General features: G+C 60.4%; 15 protein-coding genes and 1 pseudogene. 8 read left to right on the forward strand and 8 right to left on the reverse strand.

What is annotated here, in order from left to right:
• Position 1: 1 nt before the first annotated feature.
• On the reverse strand, positions 2-1,300 hold the full coding sequence (locus AC2YI2_RS22835) for an adenylosuccinate synthase (RefSeq protein ID WP_487388797.1): 1,299 nt from the start codon (positions 1,298-1,300) through the stop codon (positions 2-4).
• 174 nt (positions 1,301-1,474) lie between these two features.
• Here AC2YI2_RS22835 and AC2YI2_RS22840 point away from each other — a divergent pair, with 174 nt between their 5' ends.
• Together AC2YI2_RS22840 and AC2YI2_RS22845 are read left to right on the forward strand one after the other, a co-directional pair.
• Positions 1,475-2,359 (forward strand): DMT family transporter, encoded by an 885-nt coding sequence (locus AC2YI2_RS22840; RefSeq protein WP_487388798.1) that lies wholly within the window; start codon positions 1,475-1,477, stop codon positions 2,357-2,359.
• The gene (locus AC2YI2_RS22845; protein ID WP_487388799.1) at positions 2,356-2,817 is read left to right on the forward strand and encodes a paraquat-inducible protein A; all 462 of its coding nucleotides are present in this window, start codon (positions 2,356-2,358) and stop codon (positions 2,815-2,817) included. The genes AC2YI2_RS22840 and AC2YI2_RS22845 overlap by 4 nt, the downstream gene beginning before the upstream one ends.
• A 6-nt stretch (positions 2,818-2,823) precedes the next feature.
• Here AC2YI2_RS22845 and AC2YI2_RS22850 read toward each other — a convergent pair whose 3' ends face one another.
• Positions 2,824-3,195 (reverse strand): DUF427 domain-containing protein, encoded by a 372-nt coding sequence (locus AC2YI2_RS22850; RefSeq protein ID WP_487388800.1) that lies wholly within the window; start codon positions 3,193-3,195, stop codon positions 2,824-2,826.
• 105 nt (positions 3,196-3,300) lie between these two features.
• Here AC2YI2_RS22850 and ggt point away from each other — a divergent pair, with 105 nt between their 5' ends.
• Positions 3,301-5,046 (forward strand): gamma-glutamyltransferase, encoded by a 1,746-nt coding sequence (ggt, locus tag AC2YI2_RS22855; RefSeq protein ID WP_487388801.1) that lies wholly within the window; start codon positions 3,301-3,303, stop codon positions 5,044-5,046.
• On the opposite strand, the gene AC2YI2_RS22860 is transcribed toward ggt, so the two are convergent.
• Both AC2YI2_RS22860 and galE read right to left on the reverse strand, forming a co-directional pair.
• The gene (locus AC2YI2_RS22860) at positions 5,047-5,430 is read right to left on the reverse strand and encodes an ACT domain-containing protein (RefSeq protein ID WP_487388802.1); all 384 of its coding nucleotides are present in this window, start codon (positions 5,428-5,430) and stop codon (positions 5,047-5,049) included.
• A gap of 1 nt (position 5,431) precedes the next feature.
• Positions 5,432-6,424, reverse strand: a complete 993-nt coding sequence (gene galE, locus AC2YI2_RS22865) for a UDP-glucose 4-epimerase GalE (protein WP_487388803.1) — start codon at positions 6,422-6,424, stop codon at positions 5,432-5,434.
• A gap of 109 nt (positions 6,425-6,533) precedes the next feature.
• Between galE and AC2YI2_RS22870 the strand changes: the two genes are divergently transcribed.
• From AC2YI2_RS22870 to AC2YI2_RS22885, 4 genes are all read left to right on the forward strand, one after another.
• Positions 6,534-7,394 (forward strand): uracil-DNA glycosylase, encoded by an 861-nt coding sequence (locus AC2YI2_RS22870; protein ID WP_487388804.1) that lies wholly within the window; start codon positions 6,534-6,536, stop codon positions 7,392-7,394.
• An 856-nt stretch (positions 7,395-8,250) separates the two neighbouring features.
• Positions 8,251-9,426: a polysaccharide biosynthesis/export family protein gene (locus AC2YI2_RS22875; protein WP_487388805.1), complete on the forward strand. Its 1,176-nt coding sequence runs from the start codon at positions 8,251-8,253 to the stop codon at positions 9,424-9,426.
• A 69-nt stretch (positions 9,427-9,495) separates the two neighbouring features.
• Positions 9,496-11,514, forward strand: coding sequence for a capsule polysaccharide biogenesis protein (locus tag AC2YI2_RS22880; RefSeq protein WP_487388806.1), 2,019 nt, complete (start codon positions 9,496-9,498; stop codon positions 11,512-11,514).
• A gap of 272 nt (positions 11,515-11,786) precedes the next feature.
• Positions 11,787-13,220, forward strand: a complete 1,434-nt coding sequence (locus AC2YI2_RS22885) for a capsular polysaccharide export protein, LipB/KpsS family (RefSeq protein ID WP_487388807.1) — start codon at positions 11,787-11,789, stop codon at positions 13,218-13,220.
• A 96-nt stretch (positions 13,221-13,316) separates the two neighbouring features.
• Here the strand turns inward: AC2YI2_RS22885 and AC2YI2_RS22890 are convergent, their stop codons facing one another.
• From AC2YI2_RS22890 to cysD, 4 genes and pseudogenes are all read right to left on the reverse strand, one after another.
• Entirely contained in the window at positions 13,317-15,611 is a 2,295-nt protein-coding gene (locus tag AC2YI2_RS22890; protein WP_487388808.1) for a methyl-accepting chemotaxis protein, read from the reverse strand.
• 356 nt (positions 15,612-15,967) lie between these two features.
• Positions 15,968-16,747 (reverse strand): 3'(2'),5'-bisphosphate nucleotidase CysQ, encoded by a 780-nt coding sequence (gene cysQ, locus AC2YI2_RS22895; protein WP_487388809.1) that lies wholly within the window; start codon positions 16,745-16,747, stop codon positions 15,968-15,970.
• 4 nt (positions 16,748-16,751) lie between these two features.
• Positions 16,752-18,608 carry a bifunctional sulfate adenylyltransferase/adenylyl-sulfate kinase NodQ gene (gene nodQ / locus AC2YI2_RS22900; RefSeq protein WP_487388884.1) on the reverse strand — a complete coding sequence of 619 codons (1,857 nt, stop codon included), beginning with the start codon at positions 18,606-18,608 and terminating at the stop codon, positions 16,752-16,754.
• 35 nt (positions 18,609-18,643) lie between these two features.
• A pseudogene (gene cysD / locus AC2YI2_RS22905) lies at positions 18,644-19,555 on the reverse strand (sulfate adenylyltransferase subunit CysD); the annotation flags it as partial.
• 339 nt (positions 19,556-19,894) lie between these two features.
• Here cysD and AC2YI2_RS22910 point away from each other — a divergent pair.
• On the forward strand, positions 19,895-21,145 hold the full coding sequence (locus tag AC2YI2_RS22910; protein ID WP_487388810.1) for a sarcosine oxidase subunit beta family protein: 1,251 nt from the start codon (positions 19,895-19,897) through the stop codon (positions 21,143-21,145).
• Positions 21,146-21,148 lie beyond the last annotated feature (3 nt).

The following is a 21,148-nucleotide window of genomic DNA, read 5'->3' on the forward strand; positions in this document are numbered from 1 at the left end:
TTCAGTCTTCGAACGGGTCGGTAACGAGGATCGTGTCTTCCCGTTCGGGGCTGGTGGAGAGCAACGACACCGGCGCGCCGATGAGCTCTTCCACGAGCCTAACATATTTGATCGCCTGGGCGGGCAGGTCTGCCCATTTGCGCGCGCCCACGGTGGATTCCTTCCACCCTTCCAGCGTGACGTAGACGGGCTTGACCTTCGCCTGTGCCGCCTGGCCCGCCGGGAGATGATCAACCTCCTGGCCGTCGAGCGTATAGCCGGTGCAGATCTTGAGCTCGTCGAGCCCGTCGAGAACGTCCAGCTTGGTGAGCGCGATGCCCGTTACCCCATTGGTGGCGACAGATTGGCGCACAAGGGCCGCGTCAAACCACCCACACCGTCTCTTTCTACCGGTAACTGTGCCAAATTCATGACCACGTTCACCTAAAAATGCACCAATTTCATCAAAGAGTTCGGTGGGGAAGGGGCCTTCGCCGACGCGCGTGGTGTAGGCCTTGGTGATTCCGAGCACATAGGAGAGCGCTGACGGGCCCATTCCGGAGCCTGCCGCGGCCTGTCCGGAGACCGTGTTGGAGGAGGTGACGAAGGGATAGGTGCCGTGGTCGATATCGAGCAGCGTGCCCTGTGCGCCTTCGAAAAGAATGCGCGAACCCTTGCGGCGCTCGCGGTCGAGCAGCGCCCAGACGGCTTCGGAGTAGGGCAGCACGCGGTCGGTGACGGCGGCGAGTTCGGCCATGATGGTCTCATGGCTGACTTCCTTCTCACCGAGACCACGGCGGAGTGCATTATGATGGGTGAGCAGGCGGTCGACCTTGAGGCCGAGCGAATCAGGATCTGCCAGATCGGTGACGCGGATCGCGCGGCGGCCGACCTTGTCTTCATAGGCCGGGCCGATGCCGCGGCGGGTCGTGCCGATCTTGGTGCCGGAATTTGAGGCGGCGTCCTCGCGGATGCCGTCGAGCTCGCGGTGAAGCGAAAGAATCAGAGTCGCATTGTCGGCGATTCGGAGGTTCTCGGGCGTGATCACCACGCCCTGGCCGGCCAGTTTGTCGATCTCAGTCAGCAGCGCGTGCGGGTCTATGACGACGCCATTGCCGATGATGGCGAGCTTGCCGGGGCGGACGACGCCCGAAGGAAGGAGCGAGAGCTTGTAGCTCACGCCGTCGATGACCAGCGTGTGCCCGGCATTATGGCCACCCTGGTAACGGACCACGATGTCCGCGCGTTCCGAAAGCCAATCGACAATCTTGCCCTTGCCTTCGTCGCCCCATTGGGTGCCCACGACAACCACATTCGCCATGTAGAGTTTCCTGCCTTCTTTTCCGGCGTCCAGCGCCTGTTCAAACCCGCGCACATATAAATCTTTACGATTGGGAAAGCGACCCGCTAAATGCCCCATGGGGCTTTTTGTCGTGACAGGCTGGTGTCGTGCCGCTAAGCGTCTGCTTCCTCGCATCGACGCTTGCAGTTGTTTATGTCGCCCACCGTAAAAGCCTACATCTTCCTCGTCATCACCGGACTCGGCTGGGCGGGCAATGCAGTTGTCGGCAAGTTCGCTGTCGGACATGTCGGGCCGATGACGCTCACGGTTTCCCGCTGGGCCATCGCGCTTGCGATCATCATCATGCTCTCCTTGCCGCAAATCATGGCCGACTGGCCCGAGATCAAGAAGAACTGGCTGGTGTGCTTCGTCTTCTCGGGGCTCGGCTTCACAGTGTTCAACGCGCTGCTCTACACGGCGCTCCAGCACACCTCGGCGATCAACGTGGTGATCGAGCAGGCCGGCATTCCTGGGATTATCTTTCTTGGCAATTACCTGCTGTTCCGAATCAAGCTCGGCGCCGGGCAAATTGCGGGCTATATGATCACGCTCTTCGGCGTGGCCGTCACGGCGTTGAATGGATCATTGCAGACGATCCTCGCGCTCGACTTCAATCTGGGCGACCTGCTCATGCTGCTCGCGTGCGTGATCTACGCGGCCTATACGATCAGCCTGCGCTACAAACCCAATATCCATTGGAAGAGCATGTTTGCCGCTTCCGCCTTCGGCGCGCTAGTTGCGGCGATCCCGCTCTTTGTCTGGGAGGCGTCATCCCCGGGTTTCATCGTGCCTGATCTGATCGGCTGGGGCGCGATCCTGTTCACGGCGCTTGCGCCGTCGCTGGGCTCCCAGATCCTCTATGTACGGGGTATCGAACTTATCGGCTCCAACCGCGCAAGCCTGTTCATCAACACGATTCCGGTGTTCGGGACACTGCTTGCCGTGATATTCCTGCGCGAGCCTATGCTCGGCTTCCATGTCATCGCGCTGGTGCTGGTCATCACGGGCATCGCTATCGCGGAAAGGGGGCGCCTGTGAGATATGCATTGCCGGTTCTGTTCGTCCTGGCGCCCTTCCTTTTCGCGCTCGGAGTGACCCTGCCGCTGATGACCTTCGAGAAGCTCTTCTTCTTCAAGGAAGATCCGTCGCTTCTTGGTATCATCTCGGCGCTCTGGGAAAGCAGTATCGCGCTCGCCATCCTCGTCACGCTGTTCTCGATCATCTTCCCCTTCGTGAAGATGGTGGCGGTCACCGCCGAAGCACTCACGCCTCCGGGTACAGAAAGCAACTGGTTCGCCAAGCTCGTGCCGCTGCTGACGAAATGGTCGATGATGGATGTGATGCTGGTGGCTATCGTCATCGCTGCCGCCAAGACGTCCGGCCTCGCCAATGCTTTTACCGAGGCCGGCCTCTGGTGCTATGCGGGCGCCGCGCTGATGACGACCGCGATCCAGTGGATGGTTGCGAAGCGGGCAAAGGACGCCACCGCGGGCTGACCTTCGTCAGGCGCGAACCTCGATCTCGACCTTGTCGGGATAGAAGGCGAGATGATCCTTGATCTCGGCGACCGCCGTGTAAGGCGTCTCGTAACTCCACACGCCGTTCTTCCCAGCATCGCCCGACGGCAGGCTGAAATAGCTGGCGTCGCCCTTGTATGGGCAGTAGGTTTCATGCTCAGTGGGTTCGAGTGTTTTCATGTCGGCATCCGACCGCGGAATGTAGTAGACGGCAGGATAACTTGCTTCTTTGAGCGTCAGGGCGCGGGTGGTCTCGGCGATCACTTGTCCGGCTGCCCGCACGACGACCTTTCCATCCAGTGGCGTAATCGTGATCGGGTGATCCGGTCCGGGAATCTTGATCGGCTTGTCACTCATCGATTTTCTCCTCAAATTGGAGCCTCACGGTCACGCCCGTTAATTCACACGTTCGCATGGCATCGGGCGCCGAAGCCTATGTATGAACGAGAAGGAGAAATCTCCATGCGTTCGCCGACAAAAACATTTCTTGCCGCGATGCTGTCGCTCGCAGTCGGAACTATTCATCCGAATCAAGGGGTTGCGGCTTCACCTGCGCCTGTCACGGCCGAAAACGGCATGGTGGTGAGCGCCCACAGATTGGCGTCCGAGGTCGGCATCGAGGTGCTCAGGAATGGCGGCAATGCCGTCGATGCCGCTGTCGCGGTCGGTTATGCGCTGGCGGTGGTCTATCCCACGGCCGGCAATATCGGCGGCGGCGGCTTCATGACAATCCGTCTCAAGGACGGCCGCACGAGCTTCCTCGATTTCCGCGAGCGGGCACCGCTCGCTTCGACCAAGACCATGTATCTCGACGCCGACGGCAATGTCGTGCCCGGTCTTTCGACGGCCGGTTATCTCGCGGTCGGAGTCCCTGGCTCGGTCATGGGCTTCGAAACCGCGCTGACGCGGTTTGGCACGATGGCGCGATCGGAACTCATGGCGCCCGCGATCCGTCTCGCCCGCGACGGTTTCGTGCTTGAGGATGGGGATGTCGCAACACTGACCGGCGGGATGAAAAAGCTAAGCAAGGATCCGGCGGCGGCTGCGATCTTCCTCAAGGATGGGACGACGCCCTTTGCAGAGGGCGACAAGTTGATCCAGATGGACCTCGCCGATAGCCTCTCTCTCATCTCGCAGGACGGGCCGGACGCCTTCTACAAAGGCGTGATCGCCGACAAGATCGTCAAGGCGAGCACGGACAAGAAGGGCATTCTCGCCAAGGCGGATTTCGAGCAGTATCAGGTGCGGGAGCTTTCGCCGATCAAATGCACCTACCGCGGCTATGAGGTGATCTCCTCCCCGCCGCCCAGTTCCGGCGGTGTCATTCTCTGCGAGATTCTCAATGTGCTGGAAGGTTATCCGATCTCTGATCTCGGCGCCGGGACGGCCGAGACCGTGCACTACATGGTGGAGGCGATGCGCTATGCGTTTGCCGACCGCAATGCGGCGTTGGGTGACCCCGACTTCGTGAAAAACCCCGTAACGACGCTGATCGACAAGGCCTATGCGGCCAAGATCCGTGATGCGATCGATCCACTCAAGGCCGGAAAATCGGAGGAGACGAAACCCCTCGCGCTGGCGGAGAGCCAGGAGACGACGCACTTTTCGATCGTCGACAAGGAAGGCAACGCGGTTTCGGTGACCTATACGCTAAACGGCTCGTTCGGCGCTGGTGTCGTCGCGGATGGCACAGGCATCCTGCTCAACAACGAGATGGATGATTTCACCTCCAAGCCCGGTGTCGCCAATCTCTATGGCCTGGTGCAGGGGGAGGCCAACGCGATCCAGCCGAAGAAGACGCCCCTCTCTTCGATGAGCCCGACGATCATCACCAAGGATGGAAAACTCTTCATGGTGATCGGCAGTCCGGGTGGCGCGCGCATCATCACGATCACGCTCGAAGCGATCCTCAATGTGATCGACCACGGCATGAATATCCGCGAGGCGATTGATGCGCCGCGCATTCATCATCAATGGTTGCCTGACAAAGTCGCGATGGAGCCCTTTGCGCTGTCGCGCGACACCCAGAAACTGCTCTCTGAGATGGGTTACGACGTCGGTATCGATCCCAACTGGACGATCTGGGGGCAGGCGGCCGCCATTCTCATCGGCGGCGACAGCGTCAAAGAGATCGAAGCGGGCGATGGGGCACGCCTCAATGGCGCGATAGACAGTCGCTCCCTGTCGGGCAAGGCGGTGGGCTACTGATCAGAGAAGGCTATGGCCGGCTACGTCCAGCACAGGCTCGGCGCTTGCGACATCGGTCCGCTTGATCAGCATATGGTCGCCGTCAAAGGTCGAGACGATGAAAATGCCTATGCCGGCGTCCGAGAGCGGGCCGATGACCGAACTGACAATCCCCGTCTCGTCGAACGCGAAGGGGCCGATGAACTTGTAGCAGACCCAGACTTGGTCCTGCTTCACGTCGGCCGGAATACGCTCGGCGCGGCAGACGATGGAGAGTTCGTCGTCGGAGCGGCTGATTGACACGAAACCCTCGCCATCCGCCCATGCCGGAATAGGCGATCCGGCATCGAGCCGGCAGACCGCGTAGCTGCCGGCGAGTTGCTTGAGGCGAACCTTGGCCGCCATCTCAGCGGTCGTTGCGCTTGCTCAGGTGGTCTTCCCAGGCAAGCGCAGTCTCGACGATGAATTCGAGATTGTCATATTGCGGCTGCCAGTTCAGCTCCTGCTTGGCGACCGAGGGATTGGCGACGATCATCACGGCGTCGCCCAGCCGGCGGCCGGCGTAGCGCACGTCGAATGGCTTGCCATGGACCTTCTTGACCGTCTCCAGCACTTCGAGAACCGAGAAGCCGCGACCATAGCCGCAATTGGCGACCAGCGAGCCGCCACCGGCGCGCATGCGCTCGAGTGCTTTGAGATGGGCATTGGCGAGATCGCTGACATGGATGTAGTCGCGGATGCAGGTGCCGTCGGGCGTCGGATAGTCAGTGCCAAAGACATCGATATGGCCGCGTTTGCCAAGCGCTGCTTCTCCTGCAACCTTGATCAGATGCGTCGCCCCGACCGTGGACTGACCTGTGCGGCAACGCGGGTCGGCGCCGGCGACGTTGAAATAGCGTAGCGCGGTATAGGTGAAATCATGCGCCGCGGCGGTGTCGCGCAGCATGATCTCGGTCATCAGCTTGGAGGAGCCATAGGGCGATTCCGGGCTGAGTGGTTCGCTCTCGGTGACGGGTTCGGTGCCGCGGGGCGTGCCGTAGACTGCAGCCGTGGATGAAAACACGAAATGCGGCACCTTGTATTTGACGGCCGCGGCGATCAAAGCGCGCGACTTCACCGTGTTGTTCTCATAGTACATCAGCGGGTTGGTGACCGACTCAGGCACGATGATCGAACCGGCGAAATGGATGATCGCGTCGATCTCGTTCTCGCCGAAGACCTTCTCGTGCAGGGCTTCGTCGGCGATGTCGCCCTCGTAGAGCTTTGCTTCCGGTGCTATGGCCCAGCGAAACCCGGTGGAAAGCCGATCGAGGACGACGACATCCTGTCCTGCATCGAGCAGCGCCCAAACCATGTGGCTGCCGATATAGCCCGCACCACCCGTTACCAGTACCGCCATGCCTGTACTCCTTGATTCCGCCGGAAAAAGCCGCAGCCGGTCTAGCCGGTAACGGCGAAACTGTAAATCTTCATGGCCTTGGCGTGATCAAGCCGCTATTGCTGTCTCCATGACGATAGCTTCCGCCAACGACCTGCTGCCGGACGAACTGGCCGCGCTGATGCATTTCTATGCAGAGGCAGGGGTTGCATGGCTGTCCGAGGACGAGCCGATCGACCGGTTCGGCGAGTTGGCGGCACAAACAGCGGCAAGATCCACCCAAGCACGTCCTCGGGGAGATGACGAAGCGCCCGCCGCATCGACGATGCGCGCATCAAAGCCTGCCGCGCCACTGGTCATGGCGCCGCCAAGCGTTGCGGTACCCGATGCCGAGGCCGTAGAGGCAGCGCGGAATCTAGCCGCGTCCGTCGACAGTCCCGAGGCGTTGATTGCTGCCGTGGAAGGGTTCGCAGCCTGCAATCTCAAATTCAGCGCCCGACATACGGTGTTCGCGGCAGGTAAGCTCGACGCGCAAGTCGTCGTGGTCGGCGGCATGCCGGCTGCGGATGATGATCGGGAGGGGAAACCTTTCTCGGGAGCAGCCGGCCAGATTCTCGAACGTATGATGTCCGGTATCGGCATGGATATGGACGCTTTGCTCCTGGCCAACATGATTCCGTGGCGCACGCCGGGCGATCGCGCCCCGACGGTGCGGGAGGTCGAGATCTGCCGCCCCTTCGCGCAGAGGCTGGTCGAACTGGTCCGTCCCGACGCCGTGCTCGTCCTCGGCAATCTCCCGGTTCGAATCCTCTCCGATCAGCCCCGGGCGGGCGTGCATTCTGCCCGCGGCAAATGGTTCGGGCTTGTGGCCGGCGCGGCCGAGATTCGCACCTTCGCCACCTTTCATCCGCAGGAAATGCTGGCGACGCCGGCATGCAAGAAGCTCGCCTGGCAGGACATGCTGCGATTCAGGGCGGAAATTGACGGCTGAAACGTCCCAGATGGACCGTGGTGTGGCTTCCGCGCCACAGCTGGCGACAACTCCAAACGGCCCTTTCGATCTCACGCATCGCCCGAGCCTTCCTCTCGCCATCGTCGTTAACAAATTTTCATAACTGTAACGGCATTGTGGCAACGAAATTCTTCTGTAACCAACTGATACTAAATGGATTAGTTACGAAATATCATGAGAGGGAAAATCTCACCCGTGACCACAAATGGGTCATGATCCATGCGCATGTTGCATGGCAGTCCAGCTCTTGCTGCGTTGCAAAATGGACGAGTGCAATGCAATATATGACTCGGCTTGGGAGGACTTTTTGAAGGACCAACGCCAATGCGCGAAATTCACCGGCCCACTCATTCGGGCTACGAAACTCTAAGGCTCCGACGCGACAAGCTCGTTCGCGAGTCTCACTTCAACCGAAAGGCCTTCCCGGCCAATGAACAAATGACCGCGCTCGGCCTCGATACGCTGTCGCGCCGACAGGCATTGTTCGTACAAGGTTATTCAAGATAATCTACGGCTTGTAAGAAATTGTAGGATGGGTGCTGTGTTTTTTATGCGGCACTCTTTTCGAAACCCGCTATAAGGTGCTCGCGGGAATTGGATAAACGCCGCAGGGCGGCTTTCATTGGCTTAACGAATGTGCAAGAGAAATGTTGCAAATTCGGACAGAGCGGGAAGTACCTGCGCTGATGGGGAATATGGTTCGAGGGTTTTCAGACAAAGAGGACCCGACGGGCCGTTGTTGCCTGCCGGAAATGGGGCTGCGCCTCTGGGCGTTGCCGGAGGGAATATTGGTGACATGCGTCAGACTGTATTGAACGGGAAACAGGCGGCAGGCTTGAAGAGAATATTCGCCCTCGCTGTTGCTGCTACCTCGCTGGCCCTGCTGGCGGGTTGCGTTCCCAACGACGGCCCGCTTGCTTCGAAAGTGGTGTCGTCCGGGGCCGACAAGACGGTCACCATTACGGATGCCGGCATTACCTTCGACGTCATTCAGGTCGATCAGCGCGTCGCGAATTCTGTTACCGCGCTTGGCCAGCCCTCTCTCGAACAGACCTTCGGCTTCGGTAGCGCCCCGGGCACGCCGGTTATCGGCGTCGGCGACGAACTGAGCGTTCTGATCTTCGAAGCCGGCCCGGATGGCCTTTTCTCAACCATTGAGCGCAAGTCGACCAACATTCCTGTTGTCGTGCAGCCGAACGGTTTTGGCCAGATCCCTTATGCCGGTTCAATCAAGTTCGCCGGCAAGACGCTCGAACAGGCCCGCCAGGAAGTGGCCCAGGCGCTGAAGGCGAAGGCCGTCGAGCCAGACGTCGTTGTCAATATCTCCAAGAATTTCTCGCGCATGGTTTCGGTGCAGGGCGCCGTCAACCAGCCGCAGATGGTCATTCTCGGCCTTTCGCCGCAGCCGCTCACCAGCGTGATCGCCTCGGGCGGCGGTCCTGCCAAGCCGCCTTATGATACCTATGTCACCCTGACGCGTGGCCGGAAGTCTTCCACGGTGCTCCTCCAGAGCGTGATCGATGATCCCAAGGAAGACATCATGATCCAGCCGCGGGACAAGATCTTCCTGACTTATGACCCCCAGACCTTCACGGCGCTGGGCAATGTCTACAAGAGCGGCAAGATTCCGTTCGAGACGAGCACGCTGACGCTGGTCGAAGCGGCTGCTCTTTCCGGCGGCGCCCGGGCCGAACTGGCCGATCCCAAGGGGTATTTCATCTTCCGCTACGAATATGAGGTCGTCTATCGCCAAGTCGTCGGCGAACAGCGTTTTCATGACCTGTTGAAGCAGGGCATGGCGCCTGACAGGGAAGGCCGCTATCCGATCGTCTATCGCATCGACATGACGGATCCGCAGAGCTATCTCGTTACCCAATCCTTCCCGGTGCGGAACAAGGACGTGCTTTATCTGGCGCGGCATCCGACGACGGACCTCGTCAAGTTCATTCAGATCATTCGCGGTCCGGTGGCGCTGGCCAGGGATGTCCAGGTCCTCAAGAACAACAATTGACGGCGGACTTTGTTGATTGGACTGTCGCAGGGCGCGACCCGGCGGCGGCCTGACAGAGGGCCATCTGCGATGACCAGATCCAGACCAGTTCTTGCGGTGACGTCGCCGGGCCTTTGGGCGCAGCGACATGAGATCGCGACTATTCTGGGCGCCGATATTCGCTTGTTTCCAGCCGTCCTGCCCTTCGCCATCGATGGCTTCGTCGGTTGGGGCGGGCGCGCTTCCGGCTTGCGGGCGCGGCGTCTCGGCAGACGCTTCGACAAGCAGGTCGTCATTCTGGAGGACGGCTTTCTCAAGAGCTATGCGCCGGGCCGGACGGAACCGGCGCATTCCTATGTCGTCGATCGTTCCGGCATCTATTTCGATGCGACGCGACCGAGCGACCTCTCGGCGCTGATCGACGAGGGCGTGACCCAGGTACAGATCGACCGCGCGCGCTCGGTCATCGATTTCATCCGCCAGAACCGGCTTTCGAAATACAACAATTCGCCTATCCGGCCGCTGTCGGAGAGTGGTTTGCCGCCCGACAAGCCGTTCGTTTTGATCGTCGATCAGGTTACCGGCGATGCCTCGATTGCGGGCGCTCTGGCGGATGAGACGCGCTTTGGCGCAATGCTGGAGCACGCTCGCGACCATTATCCTGACGCCGTGATCGCGGCGCGAACGCATCCTGCCGCCGGCGACCGCAGCCCGGTGCTCAACGCCGCCAGGCGACTCGGCATCGGGGTGAACGTGCCGGGCCGGATGAACCCCTGGCCGCTGATCGAAGCGGCGGACGCGGTCTACACCGTCTCCAGCCAGCTCGGTTTTGAAGCCTTGATGGCCGGAACCAAGGTCCATTCCTTTGGCGTCACCTATTACGCGCATCGCGGTCTGACCGTCGACCATTGCGAAGCGCCCGCACCGCGCTCGCCGGCGACGCTCGAACAGGTCTTCCACGCTGCCTATCTCGGCTATAGCAGCTATCTCGATGTCCACGACCGGCAGCCGGTGGAAATCGAACGGGCGCTCGACCAGATGCTGACGGTTCGCGAGCAGCGCAATCAGGTCACGCCCCGGGTCTATACCGGCGGGCTGTCGCCCTGGAAGAAGCGGGCGCTTGACCCATTCGTCATCGGGCCGCAGGGCACGGCGGTGCATTGCAATTCGCTCAAGCAGGCCGTTCGGCTCGCCGTCGAGAATGGCGGTCAGGTGGCACTCTGGGGCACGTCCAAGCCCATGCCGACGACGGTGCCCGCCGTGCGATTCGAGGACGGCTTCATCCGCTCGCGCGGTCTCGGCGCCAATCTCGCGCTGCCATCGTCGCTCGCGATGGACTGGGACCATGTCTATTATGACGCGCGTGGTGAGAGCCGGATCGAGCACATTATCGCCACTCACGATTTTCCAGCTGATCTCGTGGAGCGGGCGACCCGATTGGTGGCGTCGATCGTCGAGAAGGGCGTTTCCAAATATAATGTGGGCGATACCGTCGCTTTTCCTTCAGTGGAAGAAGGCCGGCTGAAGATCCTCGTGCCGGGGCAGGTCGAGAAGGACGCCTCGATCCGATATGGCTCGCCCGCAATCAAGACCAATCGTGGCCTGGTTGCGGCGGTGCGGGCGCTCTTTCCCGATGCCTATCTCGTCTACAAAGAGCATCCCGACGTCACATCGGGCATGCGCTCTGGCGGCGAGGTGCCCGATGCAGCGGATATCATCGTCCGTCAAGGCGACATAAAGCACTGGATCGCCTGGTGCGATCGGGTCGAAACCATGACCTCACTCGCCGGTTTCGAAGCGCTGATCCGCCACAAGCCGGTCGGCGTCCACGGTATCCCCTTCTATGCCGGCTGGGGCCTGACCGACGACCGTCTGCCGGTGCCCCGCCGCACCAGACGGATCAATGTCGAAATGCTGGCGGCCGCAGCTCTCATCCTCTACCCATTCTACGTCCATCCGCTGAGCGGCATGCCGTGCCGAGTCGAGGAACTGGTCGAGGAAATCGCGCTCAAGCGGAAGGTCAAGGTGCCCGTGTGGCGACGGTTGATGCTGACGATCTCGCAATCAATTAATCGTTCAGCGGTCAAAATACGTGATCGTCGGGCCTGAAGCATTGCGAAACACGGTTCTCACAACGTTGCTTCAAACGTTCCAGAATTAACCATGTTTGTCAGATTCTTAGACAAATTTCGCTTTGCCTCATTCTTCACACCATCATGGTCGAGGGTCAGGGCGAACGCGGTGGTAAGCTATTTCATCTGTGGCGCGCCTGCATCACAGCCTCGGCGGCTGATGCGGGCCAGTTGAAAAGTGAACGCCGATATGTGTAATGAGCGTTTCGGGTGGTTAGCCGTCACCTTAATGAATGAAGCAAACGACACATGAACGTACCTTTCAATTCAAACGGCAGACAGAGCGAGAAAGCCCGTAAGAAGGCGAAGCTCGCCAAGGGACAGGGGACGGGGCTTATCAGCTTTCCGTTCATGCGCCGTGTTCGCCGTTCATTTCCGAACAAGGATTGCCCGCGGGTGGTCCTGCTGCAGGGACCTGTCGGTAGCTTTTTCCGCCGCGCGCAGGATCATCTGAACGCCAGCGGCTTCGACGCATGGCGCGTGCGCTTCAATGCCGGCGACCGTCTTTATTCGCCTGGCGACAAGACCTTGGATTTTGTCGGCAACGTCGATACCTGGCGTCTGTGGTTCACGGAAATCATTCGGGAGAACGGCTTCGATGCCGTCGTGCTTTTCGGCTCAGAGCGTCTCGTCCATCGCGTTGCGATCGAATGCGCCGAGCAGATGGGCATCCCGGTCGTCTGCCTTGAGGAAGGTTATATCCGTCCGGGCTATGTGACGATGGAACTAACGGGCAACAACTGGCGCTCGCCGATCGCTGGACAACTTCCACCCGACGAATTCAACGCGCCGCGTCGCGAGGGCCCGAAACCGGTGACGTCCTCCGGCTCGTTCTCCGCCATGGCCTGGGCAGCGCTTCAGTATTTCACAATTCGCGCCATCATTTCGACGCCCGGCGAACGCAAGCTCTTCCACAAGCAGAAGCGTACGCTACTCTCCGAAGGCTTCTATTGGGTCAAGAATTACTATCGCAAATTCGCCCATGTCGGCCGCAACTACCATATTTCCGAGCGACTGCTCGAGCACCACGACAAGCGGTTCTACATCGTGCCGCTGCAGGTGCATGACGATACCCAGCTCGGCCGCGCCGCCAATGCCTGGAACAACCAGAAGCTCATCCTGAAGACGATCGTCTCTTTCGCGCGCAACGCGCCTGACGACCATCAGCTGGTCTTCAAGATTCATCCGATGGAACGCGGCCATACCCGCGACCTGCATTTCATCCGCCAGGTCAGTGCGCTGAACGATGTCAAGGATCGGGTGCATGTGCTGGACGGCGGCTCGCTCAGCCTTCTGACGCGCCATTCCGCCGGCATGATCACCATCAACTCGACGTCGGGGCTTTCAGCGATCCATCATGGCGTGCCGCTTGCGGTGCTCGGTCAGGCACTCTATCGCAATCCTGAGCTCGCGTTCTGCGTCGAGCGCGGCATTGATCTCGACCGGTTCTGGTCCGAAGCCTTCGTCGCACCCGAGAAGGTGCGCCATCGTTATCTCAGCTGGATACACCATCAGTGCCTGGCCGGTGGCGACTTCTATGCCAAGGAAGGCATGGAAGCGGCTGCGCAGAGTCTGAAGAACAAAATCGAGATGGTGCTGCAATGCAGGGCATCCGCGCTGGAGGCGCCGTCCAATGTATTGGAAGGTGTATTCACGGTCGAAAAGCGCATCGCCGAAGGCTGATGTCGTATGCATGAGTGGTTGAAGACGGCCCGGGTTTACCCGGGCCGTTTGATTCCAGGCTGCGGCGCGGCTTGCATCCGCCCGCCCTGTCCGTGATCAGAATTCCTGCCAGTTGCTCTGTTTCGCGGCCGCATTGCCGTTGAATGCGTTGGTCAGCTTGCCCATCATCTGGCGTGCGGGCGATGCGATGGGCGACCGCGCTTCGGCGGGCGACGGCCGGCTGGCAGCGGCGCCGGTTTGGTCGCTTATCTGGAACATTCCGATCAGATGGAACAACGCCTCGGCTTCGCGCGCCAATGAATGGCTGGCCGCAGTCGATTCCTCGACCATCGCCGCATTCTGCTGGGTGCCCTGATCCATTAGGGACACCGCGTTGTTGATCTCCTTGATGCCCGTCGATTGTTCCTTTGAGGCTTCGACAATCGAGCTGACATTGTCGTTGATCTCCTTGACTTGCACGACGATCCGCGCGAGCGCCGTCCCCGTTGCCCCGACCAGCTCGACGCCGCTCTTGACATGCTCGCCAGACTTCGTGATCAGGCCCTTGATTTCCTTGGCGGCATTGGCCGAACGCTGGGCGAGTTCGCGCACTTCCTGTGCCACGACGGCAAAGCCCTTGCCGGCGTCTCCGGCTCGGGCCGCCTCGACGCCAGCATTGAGCGCCAGGAGATTGGTCTGGAATGCGATCTCGTCGATCACGCCGATGATGTTGGAGATCTCGCTCGATGAACGTTCGATTTCGTGCATTGCGTCGACGGCCTTGGCAACCACTACGCCCGACCGCTCGGCATCGTCACGCGTCGTCCCGACCAGACGGCCGGCCTCATCTGCGCGCTGACTGGAGTCCGCCACGGTTGTTGTGATCTGTTCCAGCGCCGCTGCCGTCTGCTCGACCGAGGCGGCCTGCTGTTCGGTGCGCTTGGAAAGATCGTCGGCGGCTGCCCTGATCTGGTTGGAGCCGGCGGCGATGGCTTGGGCGTTCTGACCCACCCGGCGCAGCGTATCCTCAAGGCGTTCGATTGCGGCGTTGAAGTCGATCCGGGTCTTGTCGAGCCGGTCGGCGAACGCGGTCTGGAGGCGGAAGTTCAGTTTTCCGTCCGCCAGCGCGCCGAGACCGGTTGCCAGAGTATCGACGGCGAACGTGACCTGCGCGGCTTCTTCGGCCTGCCGGCGCTCGCGCTCCATGCGTTCCAGGTCCGACTGCGAGCGGTTCGCTTCTGCCTCGGCCTCGAGGCGCTGGCGTTCCAGCCCGTTCTCCCGGAACACCGCGACGGCGCCGGCCATCGTCCCTATTTCGTCAGTGCGATCCCGGAAGGGTACGGCGGAACCAAAGTCGCCCCTGGAAATCACGCCCATGGTCCGGGTGATCTCGGTGATCGGCGTTGTGATGGACCGCGCGATGATGATGGCGACGGCCACGACCGCCAGCAAGATGCCGGCCGCCACGCAAAGCCACATGAGCACGAAGTTCCATGCCTCGCTGGCGAGCAGGGCCGACTGCGCCTTGACGCCGGAGGCAAGCAGGACTTCGAATTTCCGCAATTCGTCGATGCGCGCGGAGGCCGCGCTGAACCATGCGTCAGGCTCCAAGCCTGGTATGCTGGTGCCTGCGGAAGTCAGAAGGACCACCTTTCGCATCGCCTCGAACTGCTCGAATGCGGGTGTCTTGGCCATTTCGTGCAACTGGTCCTGGCTGGTACCCTTGTAGGATTCGGACAATAGGTCGAGAATGCCGACCTGCTTGGCATCTGCTTGGTGAATCCGGGCGCGCAGTTGTTCGTCGAGCTTGCCGGCCAACAAGGCCTGCGCCACCATAGCGCGTTGCTGCCCCGCGAACTCCTTCATAAGCGCCGTGTTGGCGAGCGCGCTCGCCTCGAGTGACATCCTGGGATCGGTGGCTTGCCAGGGGATCACGTCGAGCTTGCTGCGCGTGGCGGCAACGACGGCCGTGTAGGCCTTTATGGCCGTCGGGCCGTCTGCCTTCTGGCCATCCACATCCTTGCGCAGGGCCGCAAGCGTAGCGAGCTTCTCCTTCAGGGCGTCGAGCTTAAAGACGTCATCCGAGGCGCCCTTGTCCTCAGCACCGTTCATGGCATCCCCGAGGTCGAGGAGGGCCTTGTCGGTTTCGCTGCGTGCGCCGGCGAGGAGATCGCGGCCCTTGGTGCCGTCGCCGCCCAGAAATGCGGCTGTTCGGCCGCGTTCTACCTGCAACTGATGCACCGCCAGGTCCGCGGCCGCGGCGAAATTCATGAGATTTTCCATGCGCGAATAGTCGGCATAGTCGTCATAATAGCCTTTGATGATGATCCCCGCAGTAATCACGGACGCGATGGCGGGCATCATTACACTCAAAGCCAACCTCTGGCTTATCTTGAAGTTGTATCTCGGCATGACACGTCACCTATAGTTTCAGCGTCCGCAATCATGGGGACAAAATTAGGTGTTGCCGACAACTAGTGATTAAGTAATATTTGCTGCCGGACCAATTGATTGCTCGCCATTTTGGCAGATACAGAATTGCATTAAGAGATTTATTATCTGTAAACCTTATTTGACTACGCCTGGCTCGCGTGCAGGTTGCTTAATATTTGATGCACCCAGATTCTCAACTGTCGGATATTTGCCGCGATCATGAACGATGTGGGTGCCATCGGATGCCATGCAAAAGACACAGCCCGCGACTTCGGGGTCGCGGGCTGTGGTGTTGCAAATGGGAAAGTTTTCCGTGGAACCAGGCCTTGCGGCGGTCAGCCCCGCTTGCCCCAGGCTATGAAATGGCCGTTGGCGAAGTCGCTGTCGTCGGCCTGCTTTGTCTTGCCATAACGGAAGGGTTTGCCATCGAGGTCGACGGTCATGCCGCCGGCTGCGCGCAGCACGGCGTCACCGGCTGCCGTGTCCCATTCCATGGTACGGCCGAAGCGCGGGTAGACGTCGGCTTCGCCTTCCGCGACCAGGCAGAATTTGAGCGAAGAGCCGACTGATTTCGTCGAGCTGATGCCCTTCTCCTTGAGGAAGGCTTCGGTCTCCGGCGAATTGTGCGAGCGGCTGGCGACGGCCGTCAGGTCGCCAACGGGCCTACGGCAACCGATTTCCTTGCGCGAGGTGACGGCAAAGTCTGCGTCGACCTGGAGTTTTTCAATCTTGCCGTCGCCGCCGGTCCAGGCTGTGCCTTTGGCCGGCGCATAGACTATGCCGGCGACCGGCACGCCTTCCTTGATCAGGGCGATATTGACAGTGAAATCGTCGCGCTTGTTGATGAATTCCTTGGTGCCGTCGAGTGGGTCGACGAGAAAGAAGGACTTGCCTTCGACATCGGGGATCCGGCCTGCCGCTACCGACTCCTCTGCGATGACAGGGATATCCGGAAAGGCCTCGGCGAGGCCCGCCAGGATGATGGCCTCGGCGCGCTCGTCGGCTTCTGTCACCGGCGAGGAGTCACTCTTCAGCGTCACATTTGGACCGGCATTGTAGACGGCGAGGATTTCCTTGCCCGCGGCGAGCGCGAGCTTTTCGAGGACGTCGAGCATCGTGTCACCGCTTCTTGAGATAGGTTTCGATCATGATCGCCAGCGCTTCGGGATCATGTCCGAGCGTGTGGAGATGCACTTCCGGATTCTCGGGTGCTTCGTAGCCCGATGAGATGCCGGTGAAGTTCGCGATCTCGCCGGCCTGTGCCTTCGCATAAAGGCCCTTCGGGTCGCGCTTGATGCACTCTTCGAGCGGGGTATCGACGAAGACTTCGACGAATTCGCCCTCGGGGAAGAGGTCGCGTGCCATCTGCCGTTCAGCCCTGAAGGGCGAGATGAAGGAGACGATGACGACAAGGCCCGCATCGGTCATCAGCTTGGCGACTTCGGCGACGCGGCGGATGTTCTCGACGCGGTCATCGTTGTCGAAGCCGAGGTCGCGGTTGAGGCCATGGCGGATATTGTCGCCATCGAGCATGAAGGTGTGCTTGCCCTGGGCATGCAGCAGCTTTTCGAGCGTGTTGGCGATCGTCGACTTGCCCGAACCGGAATAGCCGGTGAACCAGAGCACACCGGGTTGCTGATGCTTGAGCTCGGCGCGGGCCTGCTTGTTGACCTCCATCGCCTGCCAATGCACGTTCGAGGCGCGGCGCAGCGGATGGTCGATCATGCCGGCGCCGACAGTGGCGTTGGTGAAACGGTCGATCAGCACGAAATTGCCGGTGACCCGGTTCGACTTGTAGGCATCGAAGGCGATCGGCGACTGGGTCGAGATATTGCACTCGCCCACTTCGTTCATGTTGAGGTGCTTGGCCGCCTCATGCGCGAAGGTGTTGATGTTGACGTGGTGCTTGAGTGTCGTGATCGTGGCGCTGACGCTGTCGACCTCGGTGCGCAGGATGTAGCTGCGGCCCGGGATCATCGGCTCGGCGTCGAACCAGATGACATGCGCCTGGAACTGGTCGGCCACGTGCGGACGGCTTTCCGGGGCAACGAGCATATCACCGCGGGAAATGTCGATCTGGTCGGCGAGAACGATGGTGACAGCTTCGCCTTCAACGGCGCTTTTCTGCGTGCCTTCATGGACGACGATTTCCTTCACGACCGACTGCTGGCCGGACTTGGCGACGGTGATCTTGTCGCCCGTTGAAATCGAGCCGGATGCGACCTGGCCGGCAAAGCCGCGGAAATCCAGATTCGGACGAACGACATACTGTACCGGGAAGCGGAAGGGCTTGCCGGACTGGTCGTTTTCGATCGGAACGGTTTCGAGATGTTCGAGCAGGCTCGGGCCGGAATACCAGGGCGTCTTTGACGAACCCATGGTGACGTTGTCGCCGAAACGGGCCGACATCGGGATCGGCTTAATCGAGGCGAAGCCGAGATCCTTGGCGAATTCCATATAGTCGGCGACGATCTTGTCGAAGACCTCTTCGGAATAGTCCATCAGGTCGATCTTGTTGACCGCGAGCACGATGTGGCGGATGCCGAGCAGCGAGGCGATGTAGGAGTGACGGCGCGTCTGGCGCAGGATGCCCTGGCGGGAATCGACCAGCACGACGGCCAGGTCGGCGGTCGAGGCGCCGGTCGCCATGTTGCGGGTATATTGTTCGTGGCCGGGTGTGTCGGCAACGATGAACTTGCGCTTGGAGGTGGCGAAGAAGCGGTAGGCGACATCGATCGTGATGCCCTGTTCGCGTTCGGCTTCGAGGCCGTCGACAAGCAGGGCGAAGTCGATGTTTTCGCCATCGGTGCCGTGCTTGAGGCTGTCGCGCTCGAGCGTCGCAAGCTGGTCTTCGAAGATCAGCTTGGTGTCGTAGAGCAGGCGACCGATCAGGGTCGACTTGCCGTCGTCCACCGACCCGCAGGTCAGGAAGCGGAGCATGGATTTCTTTTCCTGCTCGCGGAGATATTCGATCATGTCGCCGGAGACGTCGGCGGGAACTGCAACGTTCATCAGAAATACCCCTCGCGCTTCTTCTTCTCCATCGACCCGGCCTCGTCCTTGTCGATCAGGCGGCCCTGGCGTTCGGAGGTGCGTGCCGTCAGCATTTCGCGGACGATGTCCTGCAGGTCGGCGGCATCGGATTCGATAGCGCCCGTCAGCGGATAGCAGCCGAGCGTACGGAAACGCACGAGCTTCTGCTCGATCTTGTCTTCCGGGCCGATCGGCATGCGCTCGTCATCGACCATGATCAGCATTCCGTCGCGCTCGACGACCGGGCGCTTGGCCGCGAAATAGAGCGGCACGATCGGAATGTCTTCCTTCATGATGTACTGCCAGATGTCGAGTTCGGTCCAGTTCGACAGCGGGAAGACGCGGATGGATTCGCCCTGGCCGACGCGGGTATTGTAGGTTTTCCACATCTCCGGGCGCTGGTTCTTCGGGTCCCACGAATGCTGCGCATTGCGGAAGGAAAAGATTCGCTCCTTGGCGCGGCTCTTTTCTTCATCACGGCGCGCGCCGCCGAAGGCTGCGTCGAAACCGTATTTGTCGAGCGCCTGGCGCAGGCCGAGCGTCTTCATGACATGCGTATGGGTGTTCGAGCCATGCGTGAACGGGCCGATGCCCTGCGCGATGCCATCCGGATTGACGTGAACCAGAAGGTCGATGCCGAGCTTCTTCGCCATGTCGTCGCGGAACTTGGTCATCTCCTTGAATTTCCACGTCGTATCGACATGGAGAAAGGGGAAAGGGGGCTTCGCGGGATAGAAGGCCTTCATCGCCAGGTGAAGCATGACCGACGAATCCTTGCCGATCGAATAGAGCATGACCGGATTGGAAAAGCTCGCCGCCACTTCGCGGAAAATATGAATCGATTCAGCTTCGAGGCGCTGAAGATGTGTCAACGACATGATGGGGGTATGCTCCGCTTTGTGGGCTCTCGCATGGAAATTTGGTGTGCGTTTAGTGTCTTTGTCCCGTCAAAGCAACCTCTTTGGCTGGGTTTGCGGCGTTTTGGCGGCCTGAAATCTTGTTCGGGATGAAACATTACGTGAGGCGCATCACACCGGTGCTAGACGTGTCAGCGGCGCGATTTGTTCGCGAACGGAGATGCATGGGAAAGCAGCTTTGTCTATATTCGCTCTATCGCCGGTCCCCATGCGCGTTGCAATTCTGTCGTGACAGGAAATTTTCTTTCCTGAACGTCTAGATTTTGCGGCGTGATTGGAGTTAGGTGACTCAGCATCAACGACAGGTCCGACATGCGTTTTTCGGCATTTTCGATATTTCGCGAGGCGCTCCGGGGCAACCGGGGTTGGACACCGCAATGGCGCGAGCCGGATCCGAAGGCCCATTACGACGTGATCATCGTCGGCGGTGGTGGTCATGGACTGGCGACGGCCTATTATCTCGCCAAGGAATTCGGCATCACCAATGTCGCGGTGCTGGAAAAATCCTGGCTGGGATCGGGCAATATAGGCCGCAACACCACCATCATCCGCTCGAACTATCTGCTGCCCGGCAATGAGCCGTTCTACGAATTCTCGATGAAGCTCTGGGAAGGGCTGGAACAGGACTTCAATTACAACGCAATGGTCTCGCAGCGCGGTGTGCTGAACCTCTGCCATACCGACGGCCAGCGTGATGCCTTCGCTCGGCGCGGCAATGCAATGATGCTGGAAGGAGCGGGCGCTGAATTGCTCGACCGAGAGGGTGTGCGCCGGATGGCGCCCTATCTCAATTTCAACCATGCGCGTTTCCCGATCCTCGGTGGCCTGTTCCAAAAGCGTGGCGGCACGGCGCGTCATGATGCCGTGGCCTGGGGCTATGGTCGCGGTGCCGACGAGCGCGGCGTCGATATCATCCAGAATTGCGAAGTCACCGGCATCGTCAGGGAAAATGGCGTGGTGACCGGCGTCGAGACGACGCGCGGCCGCATCGGCTGCAATCGCCTTGGCCTCGCAGCCGCCGGACATTCGTCCCAGGTCGCGGCCATGGCCGATCTCAGGCTGCCGATCGAGAGCCATGTGCTGCAGGCCTTCGTCAGCGAGGGGCTGAAGCCGGTGATCGACAGCGTCATCACCTTCGGCATGGGCCACTTTTATATATCCCAATCCGACAAGGGCGGCCTTGTCTTTGGTGGCGATATCGACGGCTACAATTCCTATGCGCGGCGCGGCGGCCTTGCCATGGTCGAGCATGTCTTCGAACAGGGCATCTCGATGCTGCCGGGACTGTCACGGTCGAAAGTGCTGCGCGCCTGGGGCGGCGTCATGGACATGAGCATGGATGGCTCGCCCATCATCGACAAGACGCCGATCTCCAACCTCTATCTCAACGCCGGCTGGTGCTATGGCGGCTTCAAGGCGACGCCCGCTTCGGGTTTCGCCTTCGCCCATCTGATCGCCAAGGACGAATCGCATCCGACGGCGCGCGCCTTGCGGCTCGATCGATTCGAACGGGGCTATTCCATTGACGAATCCGGCACCGGCCCGCAACCCAACCTGCATTGAGAC

The sequence above is a fragment of the Rhizobium sp. SRI_017 genome (assembly GCF_057586295.1).

What these genes read in the sequence shown, in the direction of transcription:
- AC2YI2_RS22835 (WP_487388797.1), bottom strand. Translation starts at nt 1,300, where the DNA reads ATGGCGAATGTGGTTGTCGTGGGCACCCAATGGGGCGACGAAGGCAAG.
- AC2YI2_RS22840 (WP_487388798.1), top strand. Translation starts at nt 1,475, where the DNA reads ATGTCGCCCACCGTAAAAGCCTACATCTTCCTCGTCATCACCGGACTC.
- AC2YI2_RS22850 (WP_487388800.1), bottom strand. Translation starts at nt 3,195, where the DNA reads ATGAGTGACAAGCCGATCAAGATTCCCGGACCGGATCACCCGATCACG.
- ggt (WP_487388801.1), top strand. Translation starts at nt 3,301, where the DNA reads ATGCGTTCGCCGACAAAAACATTTCTTGCCGCGATGCTGTCGCTCGCA.
- AC2YI2_RS22860 (WP_487388802.1), bottom strand. Translation starts at nt 5,430, where the DNA reads ATGGCGGCCAAGGTTCGCCTCAAGCAACTCGCCGGCAGCTACGCGGTC.
- galE (WP_487388803.1), bottom strand. Translation starts at nt 6,424, where the DNA reads ATGGCGGTACTGGTAACGGGTGGTGCGGGCTATATCGGCAGCCACATG.
- AC2YI2_RS22870 (WP_487388804.1), top strand. Translation starts at nt 6,534, where the DNA reads ATGACGATAGCTTCCGCCAACGACCTGCTGCCGGACGAACTGGCCGCG.
- AC2YI2_RS22880 (WP_487388806.1), top strand. Translation starts at nt 9,496, where the DNA reads ATGACCAGATCCAGACCAGTTCTTGCGGTGACGTCGCCGGGCCTTTGG.
- AC2YI2_RS22885 (WP_487388807.1), top strand. Translation starts at nt 11,787, where the DNA reads ATGAACGTACCTTTCAATTCAAACGGCAGACAGAGCGAGAAAGCCCGT.
- AC2YI2_RS22890 (WP_487388808.1), bottom strand. Translation starts at nt 15,611, where the DNA reads ATGCCGAGATACAACTTCAAGATAAGCCAGAGGTTGGCTTTGAGTGTA.
- cysQ (WP_487388809.1), bottom strand. Translation starts at nt 16,747, where the DNA reads ATGCTCGACGTCCTCGAAAAGCTCGCGCTCGCCGCGGGCAAGGAAATC.
- nodQ (WP_487388884.1), bottom strand. Translation starts at nt 18,608, where the DNA reads ATGATCGAATATCTCCGCGAGCAGGAAAAGAAATCCATGCTCCGCTTC.
- AC2YI2_RS22910 (WP_487388810.1), top strand. Translation starts at nt 19,895, where the DNA reads ATGCGTTTTTCGGCATTTTCGATATTTCGCGAGGCGCTCCGGGGCAAC.